This is a genomic window from Lewinella sp. (assembly GCF_050633125.1).
In the GTDB taxonomy this organism is placed as follows: Bacteria; Bacteroidota; Bacteroidia; order Chitinophagales; family Saprospiraceae; genus Lewinella.
The window spans coordinates 1-23,936 of sequence record NZ_JBOEFX010000050.1 but is presented as its reverse complement, the minus strand read 5'-3'; the positions used below and the strand labels follow the sequence as shown (position 1 = coordinate 23,936).

Annotated in this window: 24 protein-coding genes; 13 read left to right on the top strand and 11 right to left on the bottom strand. The window is 45.3% G+C overall.

Annotation, left to right across the window (positions count from 1 at the left end; translation table 11 throughout):
- Nucleotides 1-116: 116 nt before the first annotated feature.
- The gene (locus tag ACRBG0_RS11705; protein WP_431487071.1) at nt 117-569 is read left to right on the top strand and encodes a hypothetical protein; all 453 of its coding nucleotides are present in this window, start codon (nt 117-119) and stop codon (nt 567-569) included.
- 170 nt (nt 570-739) lie between these two features.
- On the opposite strand, the gene fabG is transcribed toward ACRBG0_RS11705, so the two are convergent.
- Nucleotides 740-1,489 carry a 3-oxoacyl-[acyl-carrier-protein] reductase gene (gene fabG, locus ACRBG0_RS11700; protein WP_431487070.1) on the bottom strand — a complete coding sequence of 250 codons (750 nt, stop codon included), beginning with the start codon at nt 1,487-1,489 and terminating at the stop codon, nt 740-742.
- A 369-nt stretch (nt 1,490-1,858) separates the two neighbouring features.
- Between fabG and ACRBG0_RS11695 the strand changes: the two genes are divergently transcribed.
- The 3 genes from ACRBG0_RS11695 to ACRBG0_RS11685 all read left to right on the top strand — a co-directional run bounded on the left by ACRBG0_RS11695 (nt 1,859) and on the right by ACRBG0_RS11685 (nt 4,972).
- Nucleotides 1,859-2,497, top strand: a complete 639-nt coding sequence (locus ACRBG0_RS11695) for a hypothetical protein (RefSeq protein ID WP_431487069.1) — start codon at nt 1,859-1,861, stop codon at nt 2,495-2,497.
- 281 nt (nt 2,498-2,778) lie between these two features.
- Nucleotides 2,779-4,446, top strand: a complete 1,668-nt coding sequence (locus ACRBG0_RS11690; protein ID WP_431487068.1) for a M1 family metallopeptidase — start codon at nt 2,779-2,781, stop codon at nt 4,444-4,446.
- Between the two features lie 10 nt (nt 4,447-4,456).
- Complete coding sequence (locus tag ACRBG0_RS11685) at nt 4,457-4,972, top strand: O-acetyl-ADP-ribose deacetylase (protein WP_431487143.1); 516 nt, start codon at nt 4,457-4,459, stop codon at nt 4,970-4,972.
- 21 nt (nt 4,973-4,993) lie between these two features.
- On the opposite strand, the gene ACRBG0_RS11680 is transcribed toward ACRBG0_RS11685, so the two are convergent.
- The 5 genes from ACRBG0_RS11680 to ACRBG0_RS11660 form a co-directional block, all read right to left on the bottom strand.
- Nucleotides 4,994-5,383, bottom strand: a complete 390-nt coding sequence (locus tag ACRBG0_RS11680) for a YkgJ family cysteine cluster protein (protein WP_431487067.1) — start codon at nt 5,381-5,383, stop codon at nt 4,994-4,996.
- Nucleotides 5,384-5,516: 133 nt separating this feature from the next.
- Complete coding sequence (locus ACRBG0_RS11675; protein ID WP_431487066.1) at nt 5,517-6,455, bottom strand: aldose 1-epimerase; 939 nt, start codon at nt 6,453-6,455, stop codon at nt 5,517-5,519.
- A gap of 128 nt (nt 6,456-6,583) precedes the next feature.
- Complete coding sequence (treF, locus tag ACRBG0_RS11670) at nt 6,584-8,074, bottom strand: alpha,alpha-trehalase TreF (RefSeq protein WP_431487065.1); 1,491 nt, start codon at nt 8,072-8,074, stop codon at nt 6,584-6,586.
- A 336-nt stretch (nt 8,075-8,410) separates the two neighbouring features.
- Entirely contained in the window at nt 8,411-9,010 is a 600-nt protein-coding gene (locus ACRBG0_RS11665) for a riboflavin synthase (RefSeq protein ID WP_431487064.1), read from the bottom strand.
- Between the two features lie 102 nt (nt 9,011-9,112).
- Nucleotides 9,113-10,282, bottom strand: a complete 1,170-nt coding sequence (locus tag ACRBG0_RS11660) for a cytochrome-c peroxidase (protein WP_431487063.1) — start codon at nt 10,280-10,282, stop codon at nt 9,113-9,115.
- Nucleotides 10,283-10,657: 375 nt separating this feature from the next.
- On the opposite strand from ACRBG0_RS11660, the gene ACRBG0_RS11655 reads away from it, so the two are divergent.
- The 5 genes from ACRBG0_RS11655 to gatB all read left to right on the top strand — a co-directional run bounded on the left by ACRBG0_RS11655 (nt 10,658) and on the right by gatB (nt 16,488).
- Nucleotides 10,658-11,281, top strand: coding sequence for a HupE/UreJ family protein (locus ACRBG0_RS11655; RefSeq protein WP_431487062.1), 624 nt, complete (start codon nt 10,658-10,660; stop codon nt 11,279-11,281).
- A gap of 542 nt (nt 11,282-11,823) precedes the next feature.
- Nucleotides 11,824-12,549: an inorganic pyrophosphatase gene (locus tag ACRBG0_RS11650; protein WP_431487061.1), complete on the top strand. Its 726-nt coding sequence runs from the start codon at nt 11,824-11,826 to the stop codon at nt 12,547-12,549.
- 319 nt (nt 12,550-12,868) lie between these two features.
- On the top strand, nt 12,869-13,873 hold the full coding sequence (locus ACRBG0_RS11645; RefSeq protein ID WP_431487060.1) for an N-acetylmuramoyl-L-alanine amidase: 1,005 nt from the start codon (nt 12,869-12,871) through the stop codon (nt 13,871-13,873).
- A complete protein-coding gene (locus ACRBG0_RS11640; protein WP_431487059.1) occupies nt 13,863-14,951 on the top strand; it encodes a DUF3667 domain-containing protein in 1,089 nt (362 codons plus the stop codon). Before ACRBG0_RS11645 ends, ACRBG0_RS11640 begins: the two co-directional genes overlap by 11 nt.
- 103 nt (nt 14,952-15,054) lie before the next feature.
- Entirely contained in the window at nt 15,055-16,488 is a 1,434-nt protein-coding gene (gene gatB, locus ACRBG0_RS11635) for an Asp-tRNA(Asn)/Glu-tRNA(Gln) amidotransferase subunit GatB (protein ID WP_431487058.1), read from the top strand.
- A gap of 88 nt (nt 16,489-16,576) precedes the next feature.
- Here the strand turns inward: gatB and ACRBG0_RS11630 are convergent, their stop codons facing one another.
- On the bottom strand, nt 16,577-16,918 hold the full coding sequence (locus ACRBG0_RS11630; protein WP_020536824.1) for a MerR family transcriptional regulator: 342 nt from the start codon (nt 16,916-16,918) through the stop codon (nt 16,577-16,579).
- Between the two features lie 102 nt (nt 16,919-17,020).
- On the bottom strand, nt 17,021-17,404 hold the full coding sequence (locus ACRBG0_RS11625; RefSeq protein WP_431487057.1) for a LysM peptidoglycan-binding domain-containing protein: 384 nt from the start codon (nt 17,402-17,404) through the stop codon (nt 17,021-17,023).
- Between the two features lie 199 nt (nt 17,405-17,603).
- Here ACRBG0_RS11625 and ACRBG0_RS11620 point away from each other — a divergent pair, with 199 nt between their 5' ends.
- Together ACRBG0_RS11620 and ACRBG0_RS11615 are read left to right on the top strand one after the other, a co-directional pair.
- Nucleotides 17,604-18,152 (top strand): hypothetical protein, encoded by a 549-nt coding sequence (locus ACRBG0_RS11620; protein ID WP_431487056.1) that lies wholly within the window; start codon nt 17,604-17,606, stop codon nt 18,150-18,152.
- A gap of 95 nt (nt 18,153-18,247) precedes the next feature.
- Nucleotides 18,248-19,882, top strand: a complete 1,635-nt coding sequence (locus tag ACRBG0_RS11615) for an Ig-like domain-containing protein (RefSeq protein WP_431487055.1) — start codon at nt 18,248-18,250, stop codon at nt 19,880-19,882.
- Between the two features lie 204 nt (nt 19,883-20,086).
- Here ACRBG0_RS11615 and ACRBG0_RS11610 read toward each other — a convergent pair whose 3' ends face one another.
- The 3 genes from ACRBG0_RS11610 to ACRBG0_RS11600 form a co-directional block, all read right to left on the bottom strand.
- Entirely contained in the window at nt 20,087-21,547 is a 1,461-nt protein-coding gene (locus tag ACRBG0_RS11610) for a hypothetical protein (RefSeq protein ID WP_431487054.1), read from the bottom strand.
- 76 nt (nt 21,548-21,623) lie between these two features.
- Nucleotides 21,624-21,980 (bottom strand): hypothetical protein, encoded by a 357-nt coding sequence (locus ACRBG0_RS11605; protein WP_431487053.1) that lies wholly within the window; start codon nt 21,978-21,980, stop codon nt 21,624-21,626.
- Nucleotides 21,980-22,501 carry a ferritin gene (locus ACRBG0_RS11600; protein WP_431487052.1) on the bottom strand — a complete coding sequence of 174 codons (522 nt, stop codon included), beginning with the start codon at nt 22,499-22,501 and terminating at the stop codon, nt 21,980-21,982. Before ACRBG0_RS11600 ends, ACRBG0_RS11605 begins: the two co-directional genes overlap by 1 nt.
- 80 nt (nt 22,502-22,581) lie before the next feature.
- Here ACRBG0_RS11600 and ACRBG0_RS11595 point away from each other — a divergent pair, with 80 nt between their 5' ends.
- Nucleotides 22,582-22,875 (top strand): TIGR03643 family protein, encoded by a 294-nt coding sequence (locus ACRBG0_RS11595; protein WP_431487051.1) that lies wholly within the window; start codon nt 22,582-22,584, stop codon nt 22,873-22,875.
- A gap of 62 nt (nt 22,876-22,937) precedes the next feature.
- Nucleotides 22,938-23,834 carry a nucleotidyltransferase family protein gene (locus ACRBG0_RS11590; RefSeq protein ID WP_431487050.1) on the top strand — a complete coding sequence of 299 codons (897 nt, stop codon included), beginning with the start codon at nt 22,938-22,940 and terminating at the stop codon, nt 23,832-23,834.
- Nucleotides 23,835-23,936: the final 102 nt, after the last annotated feature.

Sequence of the window (23,936 nt, the reverse complement as noted above, 5' to 3'; positions counted from 1 at the left end):
TTGATTTCACTTGCTTAATTACCAGACTTACTAGGTCAGCGGCACCCTCTAGTGGCTAACCCAACACCTTTTCTCAAAAACCCTTATCTTCGCAAGCCACAAAAAACACCAAGATCATGTTGCGTTCTCTTGTACTTGGCAGTTGCCTATTATTTTCGCTATCGTTGGCAGCTCAACTCCAATTTGAAGGACTTTGGGAAGGAACCATTACCGTTGGAGGAATACAATCCACCAAGGGGTATCCTGTGCAGGTTTACCTGGAACGGCAAGGAAAGACAGTGACCGGCAGGTCTTACGTTTACCTTAGCGAAACCCGCATTATTGAGATGAATCTCTCGGGTCGCCTTTATGACGACCTCTCGGTATACATTGACGAAGTAGAATACGTTAACCGTAATGGTGACAACTACGTTCCTCCCTTTTTACGCAAATACCAACTAATGTGGAATCGCTCTATCAACGGTAGCTCGCTAAATGGCTACTGGCAAGAAATACGGTTAGAAATATTTGATTCCAAACGTGAGCGCGGGCGGATTTTCCTAAAAAAGGTAGTGAATAATAAAGCGTAAGTGTAGGTTGCTGGTTGATTGTTGTTGGTTAGGTGGTTCCTAGAAACATCAAATCACTCAGAGCTCTAGTTTTTAAAAACAAGACCTATTTTGAACGACATAAGGCATTTTAGAGATTTCCCTAAAATGCCTTATGTGATTTTAAAAAGATGTCGTTTATAACAGCCTATTTAGCAGTTCAAGGCGCCACAAACACTCAGGACTTGGCCCGAAATATAGGAGCTCATATCTGAAGCCAGGAATACACAGGCGTCTGCTATCTCTGTTCCTTCACCAAAGCGGCGTAGTGGGATGTTTGACAAGTAAGCATCACGGGTTTTCTCATCCAGTTCATCGGTCATATCCGTGGCGATGAAACCGGGAGCGATGACATTACAACGCACATTACGCGACCCCAACTCTTTGGCAATAGATTTGGAGAAACCAATGATACCTGCTTTAGAAGCGGCATAGTTTGATTGTCCAGCGTTGCCGGTAATCCCTACAATCGAGGATACGTTGATGATAGAGCCAGCACGACTTTTCATCATCGGGCGGACCACCTGCTTGGTAAGGTTAAAGACCGACTTGAGGTTATTGTCCATTACCTGATCCCACTGCTCTTCGTTCATTCGCAAGATGAGGTTGTCACGAGTGATACCAGCATTATTGACCAGTACATCGATCGTACCAAAATCCTCCAGCACCTGCTTAGCCAATTCTTCGGCAGCAGAAAAAGAAGCCGCATCCGACTGGTATGCCTTAACGGTAACGCCGTGCTCTGCTGAAACAGCTTGTGCCAATGCATCTGCTTTTTCTTTAGAAGAATGATAGGTAAAGGCTACCTGGGCGCCCGCTTGGGCAAAACGACTAACAATGCTGGCGCCAATGCCACGTGATCCGCCGGTGATGAGGGCAACTTTATCCTGTAGTAGAGCCATGTTTTTAAATTAGAATGAAGGTAAATAGGAATATTCAGCCGCAAAGGTACAAATGACCGGGGATGAAAGAAGAGAATACCAAGAAAAATCACCGCAGAGGTGCTGTAGTAAAACATCTGCCTATCCCAACAAAGCCCGAGCCGTATAGGTGAGGGCGGGGCCCGGAGGGCGCAAGTACGAGGGATAGCCCGGTGCCGAGGAACGATGGCACGGACCCCAAAATCCCTTAAAAAGGTTTCCTCACAAAGTAGCGTTCCCATCCGGAATAGTTAGTTTTATGTTATTGAGCCATGACATATAAGAATCTCTTTCCAGCACTCATTCTAATTGCTAACAATACTCAACTTCTGCTCCAGTCGTTTAAAAAAAATGAACCCAAAATTTGATTGTTTCTTGGCGGCTGCTTGTGCTGTAGTCATTCCTTTTGTAGCAGGAGGAAGGGTAAAAATATTTGGTAAGGGAATTGAGTATGACACCGAGATATTGCCCTTTTTAAAAGGTGTTTTACAGGCAGCTACCTCAGTGGAATTCAGCCTTCCCATCATCTTGGTAACCATTGGTGGTTATCTTCTATTTGTCATCTATTTATCTAAAAGATTGGCAACTCACCGACGGCAAAAACGGTGGTATAAAATTCACCGCTTACTAAATTATCTTTTATTGATAGCCCCCATGCTGTTGTTGGAGGGAACTCAAACAATAATACCAGCTGATCAACGCTATAGTCAGCGATTTTTACCAATATTGGACGACCTCTATGGCCAGAAGTACTATTTACTATTCAGGCTTGACGAGCTGGAAGGCTATGCCTTTTATTATACAGTGATAGTGAATACGGTTCTCCTTACAATGGTGATTTATTATGCCTTTAAGGAGCCCTCAAATGATATAAACAAGGAGGTGATTTTGGATGATTTTGAGCCAGAGGCACAGTTATCAGCAGACCCTGGCGGGTCTTCCCACCCAGGCCTCGAACGCCGTCGACCACTCCCAAAACCTTGGCAGTAGCCATAGTTCATTTATACACTTGGAGAACCAAGTGCCCAGCAATTTCCAAACTTATTCCTCTGAACTCCCCGAAATTGGGGCTAATTACCTCTGATTGGGATTGAATCCGCAACAAACATACGGATTTGTTTCTAAATAAAAAAATACAAACTTAACGTGTACTTTAATTAAAATGGCATATAAACGCATTGTAGTGCTCTTGTGTGGTTTGCAGACGTTGCAATGCAAGGCCTCTACGTTCGTAAACGTTCTTATCTTTGCAAGTGTAAAATTCTATTGAAATGCGACCATTGTTTATTCTATTCTTTCTGCTCTTGGCAAGCCTTGGCCTTCTGGGCCAGTCTACCGACTTTTATCAGCACCACACTTTCACCAAAGCTGACACGCTACGGGGTAGTCTACGGCCCGAACGAACTTGCTACGATGTTCACTACTACGGCCTGCAACTCAAAGTGGATACTCGCAAAAAAATGATTCGCGGCGAAGTAGAAATCGCGTTTACAGCAGTGACAGATTTCCAGCGTTTGCAAATCGACTTGTTCGAGAATATGACCATTGATCGTATTTTACTCGGCAAGCAAGAACTCTCTTTTACTCGGGAATACAATGCTGTTTTTGTAGATTTTCCAACGGTGCAGCAAGCAGGGAGTACGGGAAGTTTTACTGTCCACTATTACGGCAAACCCACTATTGCTAGCAATGCTCCCTGGGATGGTGGTTTTGTATGGTCGGAAGATAAGCGTGGCCGCGATTGGATTGCGGTCGCTTGTGAAGGTGACGGCGCCAGCCTTTGGTGGCCCAACAAGGATCACCTTTCGGACGAACCAGACAGCATGCTCATCAGCCTTACGGTGCCTAGTGACCTCATGGCAGTAGCCAATGGTAATCTGCGCGAAGTAGAAGAAGATGATAAATATACCCGTTACGACTGGTTCGTCTCCTACCCTATCGACAACTACAACGTGACCCTCAATATTGGTCATTACACCCATTCTTCTGACGAATACTACGCGGCAGACGGCGACACATTGGCCTTGGATTATTATGTGATCGACTATAACGAAGACAGGGCACAGGAACACTTTCAGCAAGTACACTCGGTGCTGGCCTGCTACGAAAAGTACCTGGACAAATACCCTTTCTGGGAAGATGGTTTTGCTTTAGTAGAGACGCCTTACTTGGGTATGGAACATCAGAGTGCCATTGCTTATGGCAACCAATACATGCGAGGCTACCTGGGAGGCATGATCCCCAGAGATATGAACTGGGACTACATTATTGTACACGAAACCGGTCACGAATATTTTGGCAATAGTATTGGTGTAGCCGACCTGGCAGAGATGTGGGTGCAAGAGTCTTTTACCACCTACCTGGAAGCGGTTTACGTAGAATATACGATGAGCTATGAAGATGCTATTCGCTATCTCGTCAAGCAAAAACTGTACATCTACAACCAGGAACCCATCATTGGCCCCGCAGGTGTGAACTGGGAAGACTGGGGCGGTAGTGACCATTATTTCAAAGGTGCCTGGGTACTGCACACCCTCCGTAATGCTATTGGTGATGACGAAAAATGGTGGGCCATCTTCAAGGGATTCTACCAAAAACATAGCCTCAGCCTCGTGAGTACGCAAGATTTTATTGATTACGTCAACGAGGCGACCGGAGAAGACTGGCAGTCCTTCTTTCAGCAATACCTCCATTATCCGCAGCCGCCTGTTTTGGAATATAAGCTAGCGCAGCAGGGCAAAAAACTGCAAGTAAACTACCGGTGGGCTGCTGATGCGGAGGGGTTCAATATGCCAATCTTGCTGGGGAACCAAGAAAAGATGATTCGGGTTACCCCTAATACCACTAAATGGCAAGAAACCACTCTTTTCAACACCACTGCTGCTGATTTCACCGTAGCGGTAGATCGCTTCTTGGTGAAGACCAAAGAAATAGAGTAATTCAAAAATGATGCAAATAAAACTCCTTAAAGGCGATATTACCAAACTGGAAGTAGACGCCATTGTCAATGCTGCAAATACATCTCTGCTTGGCGGTGGCGGTGTAGATGGCGCTATCCACCGCGCCGGAGGCAAGGCTATCTTAGACGAGTGCATCCAAATCAGAAATCGACAAGGTGGCTGTGATGTAGGAGAGGCTGTGATCACCACTGCTGGAGAACTCCCCGCAAAATTCGTCATCCATACCGTGGGGCCACACTGGAATGAGGGGCAATCAAATGAAAAACAAAAACTAAAGAATTGCTACCTCAACAGCCTCAAGCTAGCAGAGGATAATAAGCTCAAGTCTATCGCTTTTCCTAATATCAGCACCGGCGTTTATCGCTATCCTAAAGCCGCGGCGGCGGCCATTGCTATTGATGCGGTAAGAAACGCTACGCTAGCGTTTGTAGAGACGGTCTACTTTATCTGCTTTGACGAGGAAAACTATCGGTTGTATTTTGAGACTTTGGGGCAAGAGCATTGAACAGTGTCATTGCCCACTATTCTATCTATAATGGAATAACATTTTCATTCTTTCCACAACATAATACGCGGCTGGGCAGACAACCGTGTTTGACGTATGCTGATATCGCCTTGAAGTAAATCCTGGCTTATGCGTGAATGGAAAACCTTTACAATTGGATGGCCGTGCACTATAAACCTGGCATTCATTTGCTTCTCCAAGAAAGGGGCATGGTGAAGCATTTATCGTCCAATTTCCATCTTCGTCTTGCTTTAAATATTTTTCCTTTATTATTCGAGGAGGTTCGTGCAAATGTTTAGCAATCCTGGAAATATCAGTCGTACTTAAAACGGGTTTAGCCACCTTACAGCAGTTTCCGCATTTTAAACAATCTATTTTTTCAAATGCTTCATCGTGCGATTCACGTGCCAACCTATCTACTTTACTTGAGCTTTTAAACTTCAGCGAAGTAATAAAAGAGAAGGTATTCTTTTGGTTTTTGTTGCATTTTCCTCCCAATCTGCGATTATCTTTTCCATCGGTTATTTACATTTTTAGTCAAGCATCACTCCACCTCATACACAACCCCAGCCTTTGCCTCTAAAGTTGCCCCCGGTGCCAGTGTCACCAAGCCTTCGCCGTTATTGAACGCATCAACGTTACAAGTCATCGGCTCCAGCGCTACGGAAGTACCATACGGCGGCGTGAACACTTGGAGGAAGTTAAACTTGTCCTTGCCTGTTTCTTGCCAATAGCGGATAGTGCCTCGGGGGCCACTCAAGTGGGCACTTACTTCCAATGAAGTAGTAGGTACTGCAAAACAATTATCAAGCACGGTTGCACCAATGAGTTTGGGCGTCAAAAAACCTGGGTAATCATAGCGTTTACCTGTAGGAATCATCCGAGCATCTACGCCCACCATCTCTACCTGAGGCAAACGTAGTGTATGCGCCGCAGTGATTTCAGCAAGCTGAAAGTAAGAGTGCCATCCCAAACCGGCAGGGATATCTACATCGCTATCATTACGCAACGAAAGCTTCACCCATAACTGGTTGGGGGCGTGCAGCTCATACGTCAGGCCAAAGGTAAAAGGCCAGGGATAATGAGCGTGATCACCACTGTATTTGCCTTCCAGGCGAATACGTGCATGATCGTCTTCGACTTCTACCTCCATCACCTCCAAGGGGCGTTGCGCCCCAAATCCGTGCAACGCATGCTGGTGGGTCGCATCATTGGTAGGAAACTCATAGGTTTTGCCCTGCCATTCAAAACGACCATCCTTCAGGCGGTTGGGGAAAGGATACAGCACACCGCTTTTATACCAGTTATTAAAATCGAGCTCCTCAGGTGTTTGGCAACCATCTAGTACCTCTTCTCCTTCCATGATCAAGCTCAACAAGGCACCTCCCTTTTCTGGGACAAACTGTATTTTAAGGGGTACAATAGAATGTTCTAAAGTGTACCGTTTAAAGCGACCAAAAGCATCGGTAGATATTTCAAACATGAGACATTATTTTCTAGCCACAGAGGCGCGGAGACACAGAGGTTTTATTTTTAAATCCCCTCTGGAAAAGTCAAATCTACAGTGGCTATTTTTTTAATTGAGAACACCTCTTTGCGAAGTTAAACAAATCAAACAGTTTTCAGCAGGGCCTGCGCAACACCATTGCTCCAACCAAAACCATCCTGCAACGGGTATTCTCCGCCTCCGGCTTCTGCTTCGATGTTTTCCACATCGTACTTTTCCACCATTTTGGTCGTATTTTCATAAACACGGCGGTTATTAACCAACCATTGGTCACGGCCTTTTTGGGCTAGCTCTTGATGCCCGTAGTTGAGTAACCCTCGGTAGGCCATCCATTGGAGTGGTGCCCATCCGTTGGGGGCATCCCACTGCTGTCCGGTATTAATAAGGGTAGAGGTATAGCCACCAGGCCGCAGAAAATCAGCAGCCAGCTTATCAGCCACTCGGATGGCTTGTTGATCACTGGCCATTTGAAAGAACAAAGGATAGACGCCTGCCATACTTAATACAGGTGTAAAACGCCCGGCTTTAAAATCATAGTCACGATAAAAACCATTGGCTTCGTCCCAACAATACTGCTGCACGGCCGCCTTTCGCTTGTTTGCCTTCTCCTGAAACAGGGCGGCTTGTCCTTCATCCAGTTTTTCTTGATAGCCGCGGGCGATACACTGTTCTAAATGGTAGAGTAGTGCATTTAAGTCAACGGGAATAATTTCGGTCGTGTGAATCGTGGATAACGATTTGGTATCCGCAAACCAGCGGCCACTAAAGTCCCAGCCGGATTCGCAGGCGGCCCGGAGGTCCAGGAAGAGTTGGGCTGCATCGCCCCCCTGCTCCTCAGCGGTTTCTACATCTTCGCGGTAACTCTCGGGGCGGGGGGTGGCACTGCGGTCGTAATAGCGATTCAACAGCTGCCCATCAGGCATACGCACCACGTGTTCAAAAGTCGATAAATCAGCACTAACCTTCTCTTCTCCCTGCATCCAAAAACGGTACTCGCGAAGTAACTGTGGCAGGTATTTCACGTAGGTATCCTGCCCCATCTGCTCCGCTAATAACCCCACCATACTCGAAAAGAACGGCGGCTGTGAACGGGTCATAAAATAAGTGCGGTTGCCATTGGGAATAAAACCCACCTGGTCAATTAGGTAAGCAAAATTATTCACCATAGACTCCATCATCTCCAACTCCCCGTCGGCAGCAAGCCCCAACATAGTGAAGTAACTATCCCAATAATAGATTTCTCGAAAACGCCCGCCCGGAACGATGTAAGGGTAAGGCAACGATAGTAGGCTCCCCTCCCCTTTTTCGTCAGGCTGGCGAGTAAGTACAGGCCATAAACTGCGGATATGCTCACTCATAGAACGGCTGGAATCCGCAACAAAGTCAGAACCGTATGCAGGAGGAAGCGAAAAGTGTTCCAATACAAATGCCCGAAGATGAAACTCTTGTTGATTTTTAGCCCCAACGTAGTTAAGTAGAATTTGCTCAGCAGGGTATTTGGGTTCGCAATCCACAAAGGTTTTTCCGTCGGGGAAAACTTGCGCTAACTGAACGGCTTCGAAAAGCTCGCCCCATTGTTCTTCTGGTGATAACATCGTTCGGTCGTTGAATGAACAGGACGGCTAAGATATTCAAAACAAACTAACTACTTCCTTTTTGAACCACCAAAGGCACTTAAGTTTTTTTCATCACATAGCCACATAGATTGGCTTTGCGGGATTTGGATTGTTTAAAGGGAGCCCAATAAATTCATTATATAGACACATAAATTTTGTACTCTGAGAGGTCTAAGGGCTTGATAAAACACGGTACCTAAGCCCCTATTCTATGTGACTATGTGATAAAATGAACTTCCTATGTGTCTATGTGATAAAAACGAAAACCCAACTTTTTTCATCACACAGGTACATAGGTTACCCACCAGAGGCAAACTATCCACGCTCCTGATACAGCGCCAAATGCCGCGCAATGTATTTACCAATAATATCAAACTCCAGGTTGACCTGTGACCCTGGCTTCAACTGATGAAAATTCGTGTGCTCATACGTGTATGGAATGATCGCTACGCTAAATTCATCGTCTGTAGGGTCCACAACGGTAAGGCTCACACCATTTACACAAACAGAGCCCTTGTCTACCAGGAGGTGCTCCGGGGCCGTTTCATAGCGAAAGCGAAAATACCAACTCCCATCTACGTCCTCCACCGAAATACATTCGCCCACTTTATCTACATGGCCTTGCACCATGTGCCCGTCCAGGCGGCCATCCGGGCGCATAGCGCGCTCCAGGTTCACCACCGTCCCTGGCTTCCACTGGCCTAGGCGAGTCCTCTTCATGGTTTCTTCAATCGCCGTTACGGTATGCTTGCCGGGGGCTAGTGCTACGACCGTGAGGCATACGCCATCGTGGGCAATACTCTGGTCAATTTTGAGCTCGTCGCTGATAGCACTAGCGATGGTAAAATGAAAATTGGAGCCCTCTTGCTTGATCTCCTCTACATGGCCTTCGGCCTCGATAATTCCGGTAAACATAGTTGGATATTTAACTCTTTACCAATAACGGAATTAAAAGCCAGATGGTTGTAATGAAGGAACAGTACAAAAACACTAAGACTCATTAGTGTTCCCTTTCCTTTACTGAAACGGGTCCGAAAAACGCTCTTCCTGAATGAAGGTTTCATCCGTAAGCGTCTTAAAAAATGCCACCAGATCAGCCTTCTCTTCTTCCGTAAAGTTGAAACGGCGAGGGCTACCATCTGGATTCCTCAACGCTTCAGAGAGGTTATCATGGTCCTGAATTCCGTTACTGTAATGATCGATCACTTCTTCCAAAGTCGCAAAACGGCCATCGTGCATGTATGGAGCCGTCAGTTCAATATTTCGCAAAAAAGGCACCTTGAAAACACCAAACTGGTTGGGCTGCTGAGATATTCCACCAACCCCCTGATCGGTGTATGCTACGTCCAATCCATTATTGGCAACGTGGATATTGGAAGGCGTACTCATATTCGCAGCGTGACAGCTACCACAGGCATCCACAAAAATGGCCTTTCCTCTGTTTTCTTCAATGGTGAAGTTTGGAAAATCAAGCCCTGGTGTACCCATTGCATTCATCCCTTCATCAAAACGCGTATTCGTAGCCACAAAGGAGTTGACAAACTCCTGAATCGCTTCCAAGATACGGTCTTTCGTAACTGCTTCATCACCATAAGCTTTACGGAATAGTATCCGATAATAATTTTCGTTGGCTAGCTTCACTTCCAGGTCATTGAAATCTGTCCCCATCTCGATATCATCAGAAATCGTCTGTTCACTTTGATTTTGGATAGTACCGGCACGTTCATCCCAGAAAAAACCTATCTGCCCAAAAGAATTGGGACCACTATCATACGAATTGGTAAAATTGGCTACTGCCGCTAAAGGCAGCGAGTTGCGCTTGGTCTTTTGCCCGTTGATCCCGTCACTAAAAGCTTTGTCGTCAGAAAACGCTAATTCCTGATGATGGCAGCTCTCACAAGAAGTCTCTCCCGTTGCAGAAAGTTTATTGTCATAAAACAACACCCTTCCTAAAGTAGCTTTCGCATTATTAATAGAGGGTAGTATCTGGCCGGTATTCAGGATATGAGGTGCTAAATCTACTTGGTAAGCATCCCTATAAGCAGGCAGGTTCAGGTACTGTTGAATTTCCTGTAGCTCCTCTTCAGAATAGTGTTGAACGTCTATCTTCACCTCATCATTTAGACAAGCGGTAAAACCAAAAGCCAGTATTAGCAAACAAAAAGAGCGTAGTGCGGTATTTTTCATTTTAAGAGGTAGTTGAGGTTGTTTAGTAATAACAGGCACCAATTTACCGTAGTATGACAATTCACGGATTTAACAGCATAGACCCTATAGCCCCTAAAAAGGGTTGGGTCGGCATAGCACGTGCTTCTTTTGGGGCCATGCCATCTCCCGTCCCGACTAGAAAAGTCGGGTCGGGATCGGCACCAAGCTATCCGCATCTCCTGCGGAGATGCTACTATCTTTTGTCCTTGGTCGCTCCGCGCCCCGCGCTCCGGCCTGCTGGCCTGCGCACTAATTTTGCGCCAATCGTACCAGTGCGATCTACGGTTGGGACACACCGCCATCAAAATCAAAACCGAAACTTGTGAGAAAATCATAATTCATTAATTTTGCCTCATGGAAAGCACTTTTCTTTTTTACTTCCAGATGGGTTGGCAGCACATTGTCGACTGGGCGGCACTCGACCACATCCTATTTTTGGCTGCTCTTTGTGCGCTCTACACCTTGGCCGATTGGCGGAGGGTTTTGCTATTGGTGACGGCCTTCACCCTTGGTCATTGCCTTACCTTGGTACTAGCGGGTATGGATATTTTACGCCTTCCGGCAGACTGGGTAGAGATGCTCATTCCTGCCACCATTATGCTTACCGCCATCTACAACCTGAGCACATCAGAACGAGCATCATCCAATGTAGATGCTCCCCCTAAGTTTCGTACTCGTCTTGGGTTCGTTTATCTCTTTACGCTAATTTTTGGTTTGATCCACGGACTAGGGTTCTCCAATACCTTCCGTTCCATGCTCTTCCCTGGTGAAGAGCAACAGTTGGTCACACAACTGCTTGGTTTCAACCTTGGTATTGAACTTGGACAGATTTTGATCGTCATCATCATCTTGGGACTTGCTTACTTGTTTATTGAACAATTTAATTTCTCTACTAAAAAATGGAATTGGCTGCTCTCGGGTGGCGCTTTCCTGGTAGCGAGTTACTTGTTCTTTGAGCGCTTACTCACCATGATTTAGCAATAAGCCCCCCCTAAAAACAGCCACAGAGATATTAAGACACACCATTTTTTCCAGTAACAGGAACACAAAAAACACAGAATGACACAGGTTTTTTTCATAGATTTTCATGTCTACTGACTACCCCAGCCAATCTTTTACCAATCCGCAGCTCACCATTTCCAAATATTGAGGAAGCTCATAAATGATCTATAGAATATTGTACTATTACCATTTTCTCTAATCCCTTTGTGCCTTGTGGCCAGCCCTTATACAATGCTCAAATACCTTGCAAATTCCGTACCTTTGCAGCAGGTAAAGGGAGGTTTCACTTTGCATCGGCTTGCGCGGCTACTACCTACTTAGTATTAAGTGTCTTGTTGTTAGCAATCAGAATACTTCAAACCTTACAGATTAATAAAATATTAGTATAGCGTTGAACCTAGGTTTATCAAAGCCCTTACAGCCTATACTAAATACCTAGTACTGTGAGAATGGCTTGATATATACTTGCTATTATCTAGGAATACTAAAAGTAACTCTCACGACATAATATATCCCCAATGAGCCAACAATCTTTCGACAAAATCTGGCAAATGATCGGGCTGCGTTATACTTCGCATCCTTGGCACGGTATTGATACTCACCCCAATTCCCCGGAAACCGTAACTTCCTTTATTGAAGTGATTCCTTCAGACACGGTAAAGTACGAAGTAGACAAAAAGTCGGGCTTTTTGATGATCGACCGGCCACAGAAGTTTTCCAACATCGTTCCTGCTCTCTACGGTTTTATTCCCCAAACCTACTGTAAGGACGAAGTGGCCGCATACTGCATGGAGAAAACAGGCAAAGAAAATATCGTTGGAGATGATGACCCGCTTGATATCTGTGTATTAACCGAGCGGGAGGTGACCCACGGTAACATCATCGTCAACGCCGTCCCTATCGGTGGCTTCCGGATGATCGACGGCGGCGAAGCCGATGATAAAATCATTGCCGTCATGGCCAAGGATGAGGTATACTCTGAATGGCGTGACATTTCTGACCTGCCAGCCACGGTTTTAGATCGCCTCAAGCACTACTTCCTTACCTACAAGCAGCTCCCTGGTGAGGCCCCAAAATGTGAGATCACCGACATCTACGGTGCGGAAGAAGCTCACGAGGTCATTCGACGTAGCAAACTAGATTACGAAAACAAGTATGGTGACTTGGAAAGTGCACTATCGCTCACCCTTTTCGAAGCTTTCAACTTTAGCCAGCGCCAGCAAGGACTGTTGAAAGATTTGTAACCGTAAAGCTATAGGAAAGCAACAGCTTTGTAAAGCTCCTAAGTCTCTTTGTGACCTAGGAGCTTTTTATATACCCTCAAATGAAGGTTAAAGCTAAAACCTTTGCGTAAGACAGTGCCTGAAACTCGGCAGATGCGATTCATCAGGAGAGCAGGACAAGAATGGGCAGCCGCTCTGCCACAGTAGTGTTTGTGCAACACCACCACTGCCGGCATGGCCCCAAAACAAGCAGAAAGTAATTCTAACAGACTACAAAATTGTTTTATACCTACCTCAGACTAATTTTATTACCTTTGGAGTATAACTAATAAGCCCAATCATGCTCGGAAAATTGTTTGCCGCCCTGGGGCGCTTTTTCTCTTCTCTTTTCGGCACTAATAAGTCCGATGGTGCAACCTCTTCTTCTGGAAGTACAGGATCTACAACCGGAAGCACACGGCCATCTACAACGCAACCAACCTTGCCGCCGCCCGTCGTGGGGCAACCACAGGATGCCTCCGAACTACAGCCAGACACCGTTATTATTGTGGCCCACGAGATGGAAGAAGTAGTCATACTTCCCGGAGAACCAGATAAAGATTTTGACGAAAACATCTTCGAGGACAATCCCGCAGGTAATGAACCCGTAGCGCCAGAACCGGAGCCAGAACCAGAACCAACGCCAGAGCCGGAACCAGAGCCTACTCCCACACCAGCACCGCCTACAGGCCGGCAGCCTCGCTACTTGTGGTGCTTGGACAATGGACACGGCAGCAAGACCGCCGGCAAGCGTAGCCCTATTTTTGACGATGGCGAAACGCAATTTTTTGAATACGAATTCAACAGGGATATCGTCAAGAGAATTATTGCCAAGCTGGACGCTGAAGGCATAAAATCTTTCAATGTTGTACCTGAAGTAAATACGGATAACTTTCTGCAAGGCCGCGTAGATCGTGCCAATAGCAAGGCATCTGATTTGCCAAAAATATTTGTTTCCATACACTCCAATGCCGGGCCTGCGCAGAGTAGCAAGCACTGGGCTGCAGATAGCATTAAAGGTATCGAAACCTGGTTTTATCACGGCAGCAAAAAAGGCCAGCGCCTTGCCAGTGTCTTTCAGCGCCATATCGTAGAGGCCACCGGTTTTTCTAATCGCCACCTCAAGTCGCGCCCCGATAGCCAGTTCTACGTTTTACGTAAAACAATGATGACGGCAGTGCTGACCGAGAACGGTTTTTACAACAACAAAAAAGAAGCCCTGGAACTCATGAAAGACAGTGTGCGTCAGCAAATTGCCGATGCCCATGTAGCTGCGATCATTGAGGTCGAGGAAAATGGCATCTAAGCCAAATAAAAAACAGCCGGGGCAGGATTTTCGTACCTGCCCCAACTGCTATTACCCATTGCCCCGCTTTGGGCAATATTGCTCGCATTGTGGACAGAAATACACCGACGGTAAGATCACTATTAAAGAACTGATCGGTGATTTTATTTCCAACACACTCAACCTAGACACCAAAATTTGGCGTACCCTCCTCGCCTTATTCGTACCAGGAAAACTAACCATAGCTTTTTTCAAGGGCCACCAACAGCGGTTCATTCGCCCGTTAAGGCTATTTTTTACTTTTGCACTAATGGCTATTGCGGCTATTAGTTTCTTGGAATCTGCGTTTACCGAAGATTTATTCCTGGATATCGACGATAATTTTAGCTCCGATATCCACTACCGGCAGTTTTTAGAAAAGCTGGATTCCAATACACTGCTACTAAAAACCCAATTCCCTTCAGATGACCACTCTCCACTCGATAGTCTTGAGGTACTGATGAACAAGAATCAGAAAGACTCCTTGGATATTGGCGTGCATATTAATTGGGATGAACCTGATGGAGACTTTATTACCGGTTTTAAAGTTGATAAAAAAGATATCGGAGAATTGTCTATAGATTCTCTCTTCAACTATTACGAAGTAGAGACCTTCTGGGACAGGTTAATTCTGCGTCAAAGTATACGCCTTCAAGAGCAAGGGGAAAAGCTGGGCAACTACATCCTCAACCAGACGGTATGGATGATGCTCTTGATGATGCCCATTTTGGCCCTTTTTCTTAAGCTCTTTTACGTAAGACGCTCCTTTTATTACGTAGAACATCTCATATTTTCTTTTCACACCCATGCCTTTTTGTTCTTGCTACTGGTCATTATAATGTTGCTCGACAATGTAAGCGCACTCGTAAACCAGATGGATGCTATTTGGGTCTTTGGCCTTTTAAGTATGCAGGTTTACTTCTTTATAGCCCTTCGGCGGGTTTACAAGCAGTCTCGATTCAAGACTTTCCTCAAGTTTAGCTTGCTCAATATGCTGTATCTAGCCACTTTCTTTATCGCTTTGCTTATTACTATTCTACTGGCAGCACTGCTTTACTAGTACTCTGCCACCGTAAAAAAGCTGCTATATATAAGTCCCTTTTTTGGGCAGAACCAATTTCCCAATTACCTTTGGCCCCTTCACGATCATACCCCTGCATATCATGACCTACGAAACGGTTATCGGATTAGAAATACACGTTCAGCTTAGTACACAAAGCAAAGCATTTTGTAGCGATAGCATTCAATTTGGGAGTGCTCCCAACACCCAGGTCAGTGCCATCTCCTTGGGCCACCCTGGCACGCTGCCTCGCCTCAACAAGCAGCAACTAGATTATGCGGTTCGGTTGGCATTGGCTCTTGGTAGCAAGATCAATCTCAGGAATACCTTTGATCGGAAAAACTACTTCTATGCCGACCTCCCCAAAGGCTATCAAATCACCCAGGATGCGCAACCCATTTGTGTAGGCGGCGAAATTGAAGTTATTGTTGAAGGTAAACCCAAAAAGATTCGTATTCACCATATCCACATGGAGGAAGATGCAGGTAAATCAATGCACGACAGCGATGATCCGTACAGTTATATTGACTTAAACCGAGCAGGCACCCCCCTACTGGAAATCGTAACAGAACCCGACCTGCGTTCCGCAGCGGAAGTTGATGCGCTGATGACCACCATGCGGCAATTGGTGCGCTATCTCAACATTTCTGACGGAAACATGCAAGAAGGGAGTATGCGTTGCGATTGTAATGTTTCTATCCGTCCTTTGGGAGCTGATTACTATGGTAACCGCTGTGAAGTCAAAAACCTCAACTCCATGCGCTACGCGCGCAAGGCTATCCAATATGAAGTCCAGCGGCAAATAAAGATCGTAGAAGCTGGAGGCACTGTAGCGCAACAAACACTCAATTTTGACCCATCTACTGGCGTCACTACCCCGCTACGCTCTAAGGAGGACGCCCACGATTATCGTTACTTTCCGGAGCCCGACCTGCCTCCCATCGTTTTAACAGAAGAGCAAGTAGCTGCCATCAAAAAAGAAATGCCGGCCCTACCCAAAGAGGTCCGTCAGCAGTTGATTACCGAATATCAGCTTTCCGAATACAACACCGATCTACTGACCGCAGAACCGGAACCTGCTCGCTTTTTTCTGGCTTTAGCCAAAGCCACTACCAGCTACGATGCTGCCGCCAACCTGATGATTAACAAAATTTTGCCTTGGTCAAAAGAGGAAGGGAAACCACTGACTGCCCTACCCCTTTCTTACACCCAGCTAGCGGAATTCATTGCCTTGATTGAAGAAGGGAAAGTTAGTAACTCTATCGCTTATCAGGAATTATTTCCAGCAATGCTTAACGCACCGGAACAATCGGCAGCAAGCTTGGCTCAAGTCAACAACTGGCTCCAATCGGATGATGAAGACGAAATGAACAGTTGGGTAGAAACAGCAATTACCGCTTTTCCTGACAAGGTAAAAGCCTACCAAAGTGGCAAGAAAGGCCTCATTGGCTTTTTTATGGGAGAAGTCATGAAGGTATCCAAAGGTAAAGCAGACCCTAAGAAAGTCAATCAATTGCTGCGAAATCGATTGGGCTAACGGTGCGCCTGGGCGCCTTTGAGTAGAGAAACAAAAACCTTCTCTCCCTGTGCCTCAAAACGCAATAAAATTGCGGCGCATCTCTCTGCTAAGCATTCTCGTCCAAATCTTGTTTAATCTCCAAGAGGAAAGAGCGCAAATTACGCAAGGAAGAAAGCGTATCAGCCTTTTCTTTATCGAATTGTTGCTGGCGAACAATTTCGTGCTTGGCACCATCTAGGGTAAAGCCACGCTCCTTTACCAGGCTGTGGATCAGCGAAAATTGTTCAATGTTTTTCGGTGTAAACCGGCGATCTCCTTTACTGTTTTTGTGTGGGCGCAGAAAATCAAATTCGTTTTCCCAAAATCGGATGAGCGATTTAGAGACCTCGAACATCTCGGCAACTTCGCCGATAGTATAGTAACGCTTATTGAGGGGTAGATCAGGCATAGTGCAAGATAAGTATTGCGCAGAAAATAAAGGGCTGTTACTAATAAAAAAGGGCTTAGCAGTTTTTAACCACTAAGCCCTCCGGGTTAAGATTACATAATCCTAAGCAGGAAAAGGAATCGTCAACTCCTGATCAGGGTGAATCACATCAGGATTCTTCAGGATATCCGTATTGGCATTGAAGATACGCATGTAATCACCTGCCTTACCGTAGTACTGCTTTGAAATTTTACCTAGTGTATCGCCACTTTTCACAGTATGCTTAGCGAAGTGATCAGTTTGAGCAACTTTAATGTCTGCCATCAAATCACTAGGGCTGTCTCCGCCAATCTCTTTGATCTTGTCCCAAAGAAGGTTTTTGTGGTACTGATTTGCAGCAACACCCCCCATCTTCAGACGGCCATCAGTTTCTTCAACAAAGCCATCCTGGATACCTAATTCTTCTCCAAGGTTTAAAACGGAACGATATTTGTCTTGAATAGACATATTTAATTGATTTTTTAGGTAAAAAAATATTTTCTTAATTATTGATTGAGACGGAACCAAGTAATAAAAGTAACAAGGCATCGTTACCTTCTTCGTTCTACTCGTCTCAATGATAATAAAGTTATCTGAAACTTTACAAAACTTCTGACGAAAAATCGCCTACCGGTCACACTTATTAATAATTAGCTAAAACGACAAAATGCCGGTAATTATAAAAATTTGTGCTGTACTTATGTTGATGATGCTGGTTCGGTGCCCCTCCGTAGCCCAGCAAATGAGTTCCCGTTTGGCAAGTTTGTCCTTCAACTGTACAGAAGGGAACACACTCATCAAGAATAAATCCAAGCGACGCATGATCAGTGCCAAGGAAAAGACTTTTCTTTCCTTGGGTCTCGAATACAAACGTGCAACAACCCTGGCTGACCCATCTGCACTAACCATTGAAAAGCAATACCGAATTGGTCTACCTTTATTAGCGGGTTACCGGTTGGGCAATTGCACCCTTGAGGCTGGTGGCTTCTTTGGGGTAAATATGTCCCGGCCACAGGAAAGCTTCTGGTTTGCAAACCCTGAAACCGCTGGTGGTACAATCAACCGCAGCCTTAGCCCGGCCGCTACCCTAATGCTAGCAATTGGTTATAACTTCAACGAATCTGGCAGTTTAAACCTCCGGTACCTACACCTCGATGACCTCCCCGACACTAATATTCTGGGCAATTTCCAACTCGGATGGACCTGGAATTGGTAACCATTTATCCTTCTTTTTGAATGATTTAGCGTTAAAGAAAATTTACCATTAAACTTTTGACGGTCTTTGCGTAAAGCTTGTGCTATTTTTGCAGCATGAATAGTTTATCCCATTTTTTGCGCCGGCTGGGTCGGTACCAAACAATACTACTACTGCTCCTCGTAACATTTGCCTGCTGGCAGTGTGCCAACCCTATTGCACCAACAGGTGGCCCTCGCGACGAACAACCTCCTCGGGTTGATTCTCTACGCTCTACCCCCAACCTTCAAACAAACTTTTATCCAGCCACCATCCAACTCACCTTTGATGAATGGATCAAACTAGAGCAAGCCAATCAGCAGGTCGTTATCTCGCCTCCTTTACAAGGGTACAAAGTGAGCCTCAAAGGAAAAAGTGTTATCGTCGATTTTGGTGACCAGGATACACTCCGCGAGAATGTAACCTACGTTATCCAGTTCGGTGAAGCCGTAAAAGATCTGACAGAAAGCAACCCCGCAGAAAACCTCCGTTTCGTTTTTTCCACGGGGCCTTACATTGACTCTCTCGAAGTTCAGGGGCAAGTCATTGATGCATATACTTCAGAACCCGTTGAAGGCGCGTTGGTAATGCTGTATGATAACTTGGCGGATTCTGTATTCCGTACCGAAAAACCGTTCTACTTCGGACGCACCAATGAGGAGGGGCTATTTCTTATATCCAACCTCAGAGCAGGTAATTACAAACTTACAGCCCTTAAGGATGGTGACGCCAACTACCGCTATAATCAGGCTTCAGAAGCTATTGCTTTCTTCTCGGAACCGATCAATGTTACGACTGATTCTGTCTCTCCAATCAGTTTACGCCTCTTTCAAGAGACCATACCTTTAAAAATAGCCGACGTAGATTCTTCTGTTTGGGGGCGGTTAAAGTTGGTTTTCAATCGAAAACCCTTGCAAGACTTGACTTTACGAAGTGACGTGTCCTACCTTCAAGCGATGGAAGTAGATTCCATGCTGTTTTGGTATCAGACTGACAGCCCTTGGAACTTGTACGCCAACAGCGACACCCTGCTGTCCGATACCATTCGGGTACCTGCGGCATCCGTCGATGCTGCTTCTCGAAAGCTTCCTCCTTTGGCCTTAAAACCTTTGCCTGGTGCAGCCACACAGTCCGTCACCTTAAGTTTTAATCGTCCTGTCCAAAGCATTGACACCGCCTTGGTATTCCTCCGGCAGGATACACTACTAGATAAGATACCGTTTCGCTGGGAAGTAGACACAACCAAACATCGACAGTTTTTGCTGCAAAACAATTGGCAACCGAGAGCCAACTACGAACTTTCGCTATATCCAGGTGCTGTTACTGATTACTGGGGAGTAACCAACACCGATACCCTCTCTAAAAAATGGATTGGTGGTGATCCTAAAAGGCTTGGCAACCTCAGTATTTCTTTTTCAACCAATGATAGTACCGCAACCTATTTCGTCCGATTGCTGATCAAAGGAAAACCTCCTGTTGCCCTTTTTAGCTTGAATGGAGAACGGGCCTACAATCGCCAATTCAAGGCGCTTCCCCCAGGCGAATACGTTGTAGAGGTCATTGAGGATACCAACCAAAACCAGCAATGGGATACAGGTAACTATTCAAATAAACAACAACCAGAACGGATTGTGATCCGCCCACTGGAAGCCTTAAGAGCTAATTGGGACTTAGAAGCAACCGTGGATTTAGCCGACCTTTTCCAGGATTAAAGCATTAACTTTTAAACATTGAGGTATTTTTTCTGAGACTTAGCCCCTTATCTTTGAATCATAAGGACAGACACTCACAAAAAACATACAATCCAATCATCATTTATGATGAGAGGAACTATACAAATAAGCACGGTATTACAGACTACTTTTTGCACCCAGCTTCTTAGCTGGGTGCCTTTTTTTTGCCTACTCTGATCGTGATTATATGATAGCCAACCAAGGTTGCCGAGTAGCCCTTGCCTTCAGCCACCGTTCAATATGAAAGAACGAGTAATAGTACAAAATAGGATCAAAAGGATAATTTGCCACCTCCAACAGCGCATTCGCGGTTAACTCATCTTTAGAAAAGGGTTCCTTACTAATATTGGCAAACAAGCCCAAGTGAAAATTATAGAGTAACGAAAAATCTCCCTTGCCCTTTTTTTTCAACTGTCTTTTGAAATAGTTAATTCGTTGCTTTAATTTCTCATGATTACCTGACTCTACCCACATAATGAGTTCCAACAAATCTACACAGCGGTTCAATGATTCATCTTTAGTCACCTTACTCTTCCGGTAAGCAACGATATAACTTTCTGCCGGTATATACTGACCTTTCAACAAATAGGCGACAGCCAGAACCACATAAATTTTCAACGCCGTACGAAAGGCACCTAATTGATAAATAGCCAAATGCTGTTCGCTCTCACTGGCCAAAGCCCCAATGATTCGATCCCACTGCTTATGCTGATAATTAACCCTGATTCGGGCCCACAAAAAATAGATATAATGGGGAGAATACTGCGGATAACGAGCAATAACACGCCTGGCTTGCAAAGCAATCTTTTCAACGTAATTTATTGATAATAAGCGCCGAGCAGGGCTAGCGGCATGCTTTAAAGCTGTTAAATATCCTAGCGGCAAATTCTCCTTTAAGGACGGTTCCTGCTTGTACACTTCCAGTACTTGTTCTCTATAGCTGGTGGCAGTCGTCTCATCCCCCAATAGTTCTGCACAAATGGTCATGTTCTGCATCCAGGCCATTCTGCTGCTAACATCCATGTACTCCGCATCTAGCCCTTCCAATGTCTTTTTCAACTCCTGAAGAACCTTATGTCTGGCGGGGGTAAAGGAGTTCCAATCTTCTAACTTTTGCTGAATAGCAGACAACTGCTGCTTTTGGTAAAGAACCCTTTGTAAATGAACCAACTCTTCATAATGATCGTTGGCTTCAGGGTCTGAAAAATCAAGTTCCAAGTGTTGAATCTCATGCAGCCGCTCTCTTACTTCATAATGATACAAGGTGAAGCCATAGCGGCTACAAAGGCGTTCCAACTGCCCTAATTTTTTGCTTGCTTCTCCAAAATGCTCCCGTTCTAGCAGCAAGTCTACTTCCTCTAATCCTATCCTAATCCTAGACTTCACACTGCGTTTACTACTATTGGCCACCCAGCTTTTCATAACAAGCTCTTGCAACTGATGCTTCAAGACCTTGAATTGAGTAGCTTTTACACCAAGGCTTTCTCGCGCGGCCAATTCATCATAAACCTCTTGGTTATTGAGCACATCAAAAAGGAGGGTAAGTTGACTACCTGACGAGCCAAAATGGGTTTTAAAATACCGCTTTTCGGCTGGCGTCAATCCCTTTATCAGGTCCCATAAATGTGATGTGGGTGTATTCATTACACGAAAAAGACATTTTCATGCAATTTAAACAATTAACTTTTAAAACAACAATAGCGCACCAACTATACAATACTCAACTACTCGCTAGAAAAAACCTTGCAAAAAACAAGACCAGCAAAATGGCCAATGCCCAGAGTACCCAACGCCAGTTTTGACCTTCGGCAGTAATTTCTGAACCTTCCCACATCTCTGCTTCTTTGAGAACAGAAACAGCATGCTCAAAATCACGTTCTCTAATATGAAGACCTATCCACCCTTGCCCCGTAGGCAACATGGTCTGGGCATTAGAGCTTGTTATAAAACTCGGGATGCCAGCCTGGCGCAAGGAGAGCGCAGCCAATTGGGCTTCCGCATCAAAATAGAAATAGCGGAGAACCATTGTTGGCTCGTCTCCTGGTTCCCAATAATCAAGTATCGTAGTCGTCGACATTATGCTTCTTCGCCTTCCGCCTGAACAGCCGCCGCATTTATTTTAGCGATTTCCAGGTCAATAAAATAGAGGCTCTGAGGGCCATTGCCAATCAACTTTATTTTATCCAGAATAGAACGCATTAATGCTTCTTCTTCGCGTTGCTCATTCACATACCACTGCAAAAAGACGCCCGTGCTATGATCATTTTCTTTATTAGACAGTGCAACCAGCTCATTAATAGAAGCAGTCACCTTTTGTTCATGAGCATAAACTTTTTGGAACAACTCCTGAACAGAACTAAACTCATGAGGCGGCTGCTTAATTTCAGGCGTCAATGCATGACCATCCACCTCTGAGATATAATCAAAAATTTTCAACATGTGCATCCGCTCTTCTGCAGACTGCCGATGCATAAACAAAGCACAGCCTTCCATTCCTTCACGGTCACACCAAGAAGCCATAGATAAATAAAGAAAAGAAGCATAACCTTCTAAAGAAATTTGCTGATTCAAGGCAGCAACCATCGCATTCGAAATCATAAATATATTTTTAACTCAATCTTACGCTAAATCAAGTTCTAAAAGTAAACCCTAAATGGTAATTTATAGTTGTACAGGTGATGAATATATACAAAAAATACCACATCACGGATCGTGACCTCGATCGTATTATCGAAATGGCATGGGAAGACCGCACTCCTTTTGATGCCATCAAGGATCAGTTCGGCTTGAGTGAGGCCGAAGTCATTAAATTGATGCGGCGTGAAATGCACCCTCGCAACTGGCGCAAGTGGCGAGCCAGAGTCCAGGGCAGAAGTACCAAACACCGTCAAAAAAGCACCGATGGTGTAGATCGTTTCAAAGCCAAGGCACAGCGCCATATTTCTTTAAATAAAACCAGCAAGCGAAAGTAGCAATTACAGCTTATTGAGTTTTTTTTACCTTTGCGCTACAACCAAAAAACCACTACTTCACAATGCAACCAACTCTTGTAATTCTTGCAGCCGGAATGGGCAGTCGCTACGGCGGCCTGAAACAAATTGACGGTGTTGGCCCAAACGAAGAGCCCATCATTGAATACTCTATCTACGACGCCATCAGGGCCGGTTTTGGCAAAGTGGTTTTTATTATCCGCCGGGATATAGAGGATGCTTTTAAAGCCAAATTCGCCGGAAAATTTGAAGATAAAATTGCTGTCGATTACGTCTTCCAGGAAAAGGACAGCTTCGTACCTGCTGGTACCAACATCGACTATCGCGAAAAACCCTGGGGTACTGCTCACGCAATGTTGGTGGCCAAAACAGCTGTCAACGAGCCTTTTGCCGTTATCAATGCAGATGACTATTATGGCGTAGATGCTTTCAAAACCATCCATCGTTTCCTTACGCAAGAATGTACCCCTCAGCTCCATGCTATGGTGGGCTACATCCTCCGCAATACCCTTTCTGACCATGGCACCGTCAACCGGGGTGTTGCAACAACGACTCCCGATGGCTACCTTGACGGGATCGAAGAACGCTTGAAAATTGGCCAACGTGGCGACAGTGTTTCTTACCTGGAAGAAGAGCAAGCTCACGAACTCAGTATCGACAGCGTCGTAAGCATGAACTTCTTTGGCTTCCATCCCGCCATTTTTGAGCAATCGGAGAAGATGTTCCATGAATTCGTAGCCGAAACAGCAGGGCAACCTCGCGCAGAATTCTTGATTCCCAAAGTCATCGACACCCTCATTCAAGCAGGTGAAGCAAAAATGAGCGTCCTCACCAGTGATGAACGCTGGTATGGCGTTACCTACCAAGAAGACAAACCCAAAGTTGTGGAAGCCTTCAAAGGGCTATTGGAACGAGGCGTGTACCCGACAAACCTTTGGTAAAAAATCAGATTAGCTAGTTGCTAAACCAGCTAAATTCTTCCAAAAAAAAGAGGGCCCCATCATCTATGGAGCCCTTTTTTTATTTTGGGCCGTGCCATCTCC

Bases quoted from the DNA above. Each gene is read 5' to 3' on its own strand.
- ACRBG0_RS11645 (WP_431487060.1), top strand. From the start codon at position 12,869: ATGCTCGGAAAATTGTTTGCCGCCCTGGGGCGCTTTTTCTCTTCTCTT.
- ACRBG0_RS11650 (WP_431487061.1), top strand. From the start codon at position 11,824: ATGAGCCAACAATCTTTCGACAAAATCTGGCAAATGATCGGGCTGCGT.
- ACRBG0_RS11660 (WP_431487063.1), bottom strand. From the start codon at position 10,282: ATGAAAAATACCGCACTACGCTCTTTTTGTTTGCTAATACTGGCTTTT.
- ACRBG0_RS11685 (WP_431487143.1), top strand. From the start codon at position 4,457: ATGCAAATAAAACTCCTTAAAGGCGATATTACCAAACTGGAAGTAGAC.
- ACRBG0_RS11690 (WP_431487068.1), top strand. From the start codon at position 2,779: ATGCGACCATTGTTTATTCTATTCTTTCTGCTCTTGGCAAGCCTTGGC.
- ACRBG0_RS11620 (WP_431487056.1), top strand. From the start codon at position 17,604: ATGCCGGTAATTATAAAAATTTGTGCTGTACTTATGTTGATGATGCTG.
- ACRBG0_RS11600 (WP_431487052.1), bottom strand. From the start codon at position 22,501: ATGATTTCGAATGCGATGGTTGCTGCCTTGAATCAGCAAATTTCTTTA.
- ACRBG0_RS11625 (WP_431487057.1), bottom strand. From the start codon at position 17,404: ATGTCTATTCAAGACAAATATCGTTCCGTTTTAAACCTTGGAGAAGAA.
- gatB (WP_431487058.1), top strand. From the start codon at position 15,055: ATGACCTACGAAACGGTTATCGGATTAGAAATACACGTTCAGCTTAGT.
- ACRBG0_RS11675 (WP_431487066.1), bottom strand. From the start codon at position 6,455: ATGTTTGAAATATCTACCGATGCTTTTGGTCGCTTTAAACGGTACACT.
- ACRBG0_RS11605 (WP_431487053.1), bottom strand. From the start codon at position 21,980: ATGTCGACGACTACGATACTTGATTATTGGGAACCAGGAGACGAGCCA.
- ACRBG0_RS11590 (WP_431487050.1), top strand. From the start codon at position 22,938: ATGCAACCAACTCTTGTAATTCTTGCAGCCGGAATGGGCAGTCGCTAC.
- ACRBG0_RS11695 (WP_431487069.1), top strand. From the start codon at position 1,859: ATGAACCCAAAATTTGATTGTTTCTTGGCGGCTGCTTGTGCTGTAGTC.
- treF (WP_431487065.1), bottom strand. From the start codon at position 8,074: ATGTTATCACCAGAAGAACAATGGGGCGAGCTTTTCGAAGCCGTTCAG.
- ACRBG0_RS11610 (WP_431487054.1), bottom strand. From the start codon at position 21,547: ATGAATACACCCACATCACATTTATGGGACCTGATAAAGGGATTGACG.
- ACRBG0_RS11705 (WP_431487071.1), top strand. From the start codon at position 117: ATGTTGCGTTCTCTTGTACTTGGCAGTTGCCTATTATTTTCGCTATCG.
- fabG (WP_431487070.1), bottom strand. From the start codon at position 1,489: ATGGCTCTACTACAGGATAAAGTTGCCCTCATCACCGGCGGATCACGT.
- ACRBG0_RS11595 (WP_431487051.1), top strand. From the start codon at position 22,582: ATGAATATATACAAAAAATACCACATCACGGATCGTGACCTCGATCGT.
- ACRBG0_RS11615 (WP_431487055.1), top strand. From the start codon at position 18,248: ATGAATAGTTTATCCCATTTTTTGCGCCGGCTGGGTCGGTACCAAACA.
- ACRBG0_RS11655 (WP_431487062.1), top strand. From the start codon at position 10,658: ATGGAAAGCACTTTTCTTTTTTACTTCCAGATGGGTTGGCAGCACATT.
- ACRBG0_RS11665 (WP_431487064.1), bottom strand. From the start codon at position 9,010: ATGTTTACCGGAATTATCGAGGCCGAAGGCCATGTAGAGGAGATCAAG.
- ACRBG0_RS11640 (WP_431487059.1), top strand. From the start codon at position 13,863: ATGGCATCTAAGCCAAATAAAAAACAGCCGGGGCAGGATTTTCGTACC.
- ACRBG0_RS11630 (WP_020536824.1), bottom strand. From the start codon at position 16,918: ATGCCTGATCTACCCCTCAATAAGCGTTACTATACTATCGGCGAAGTT.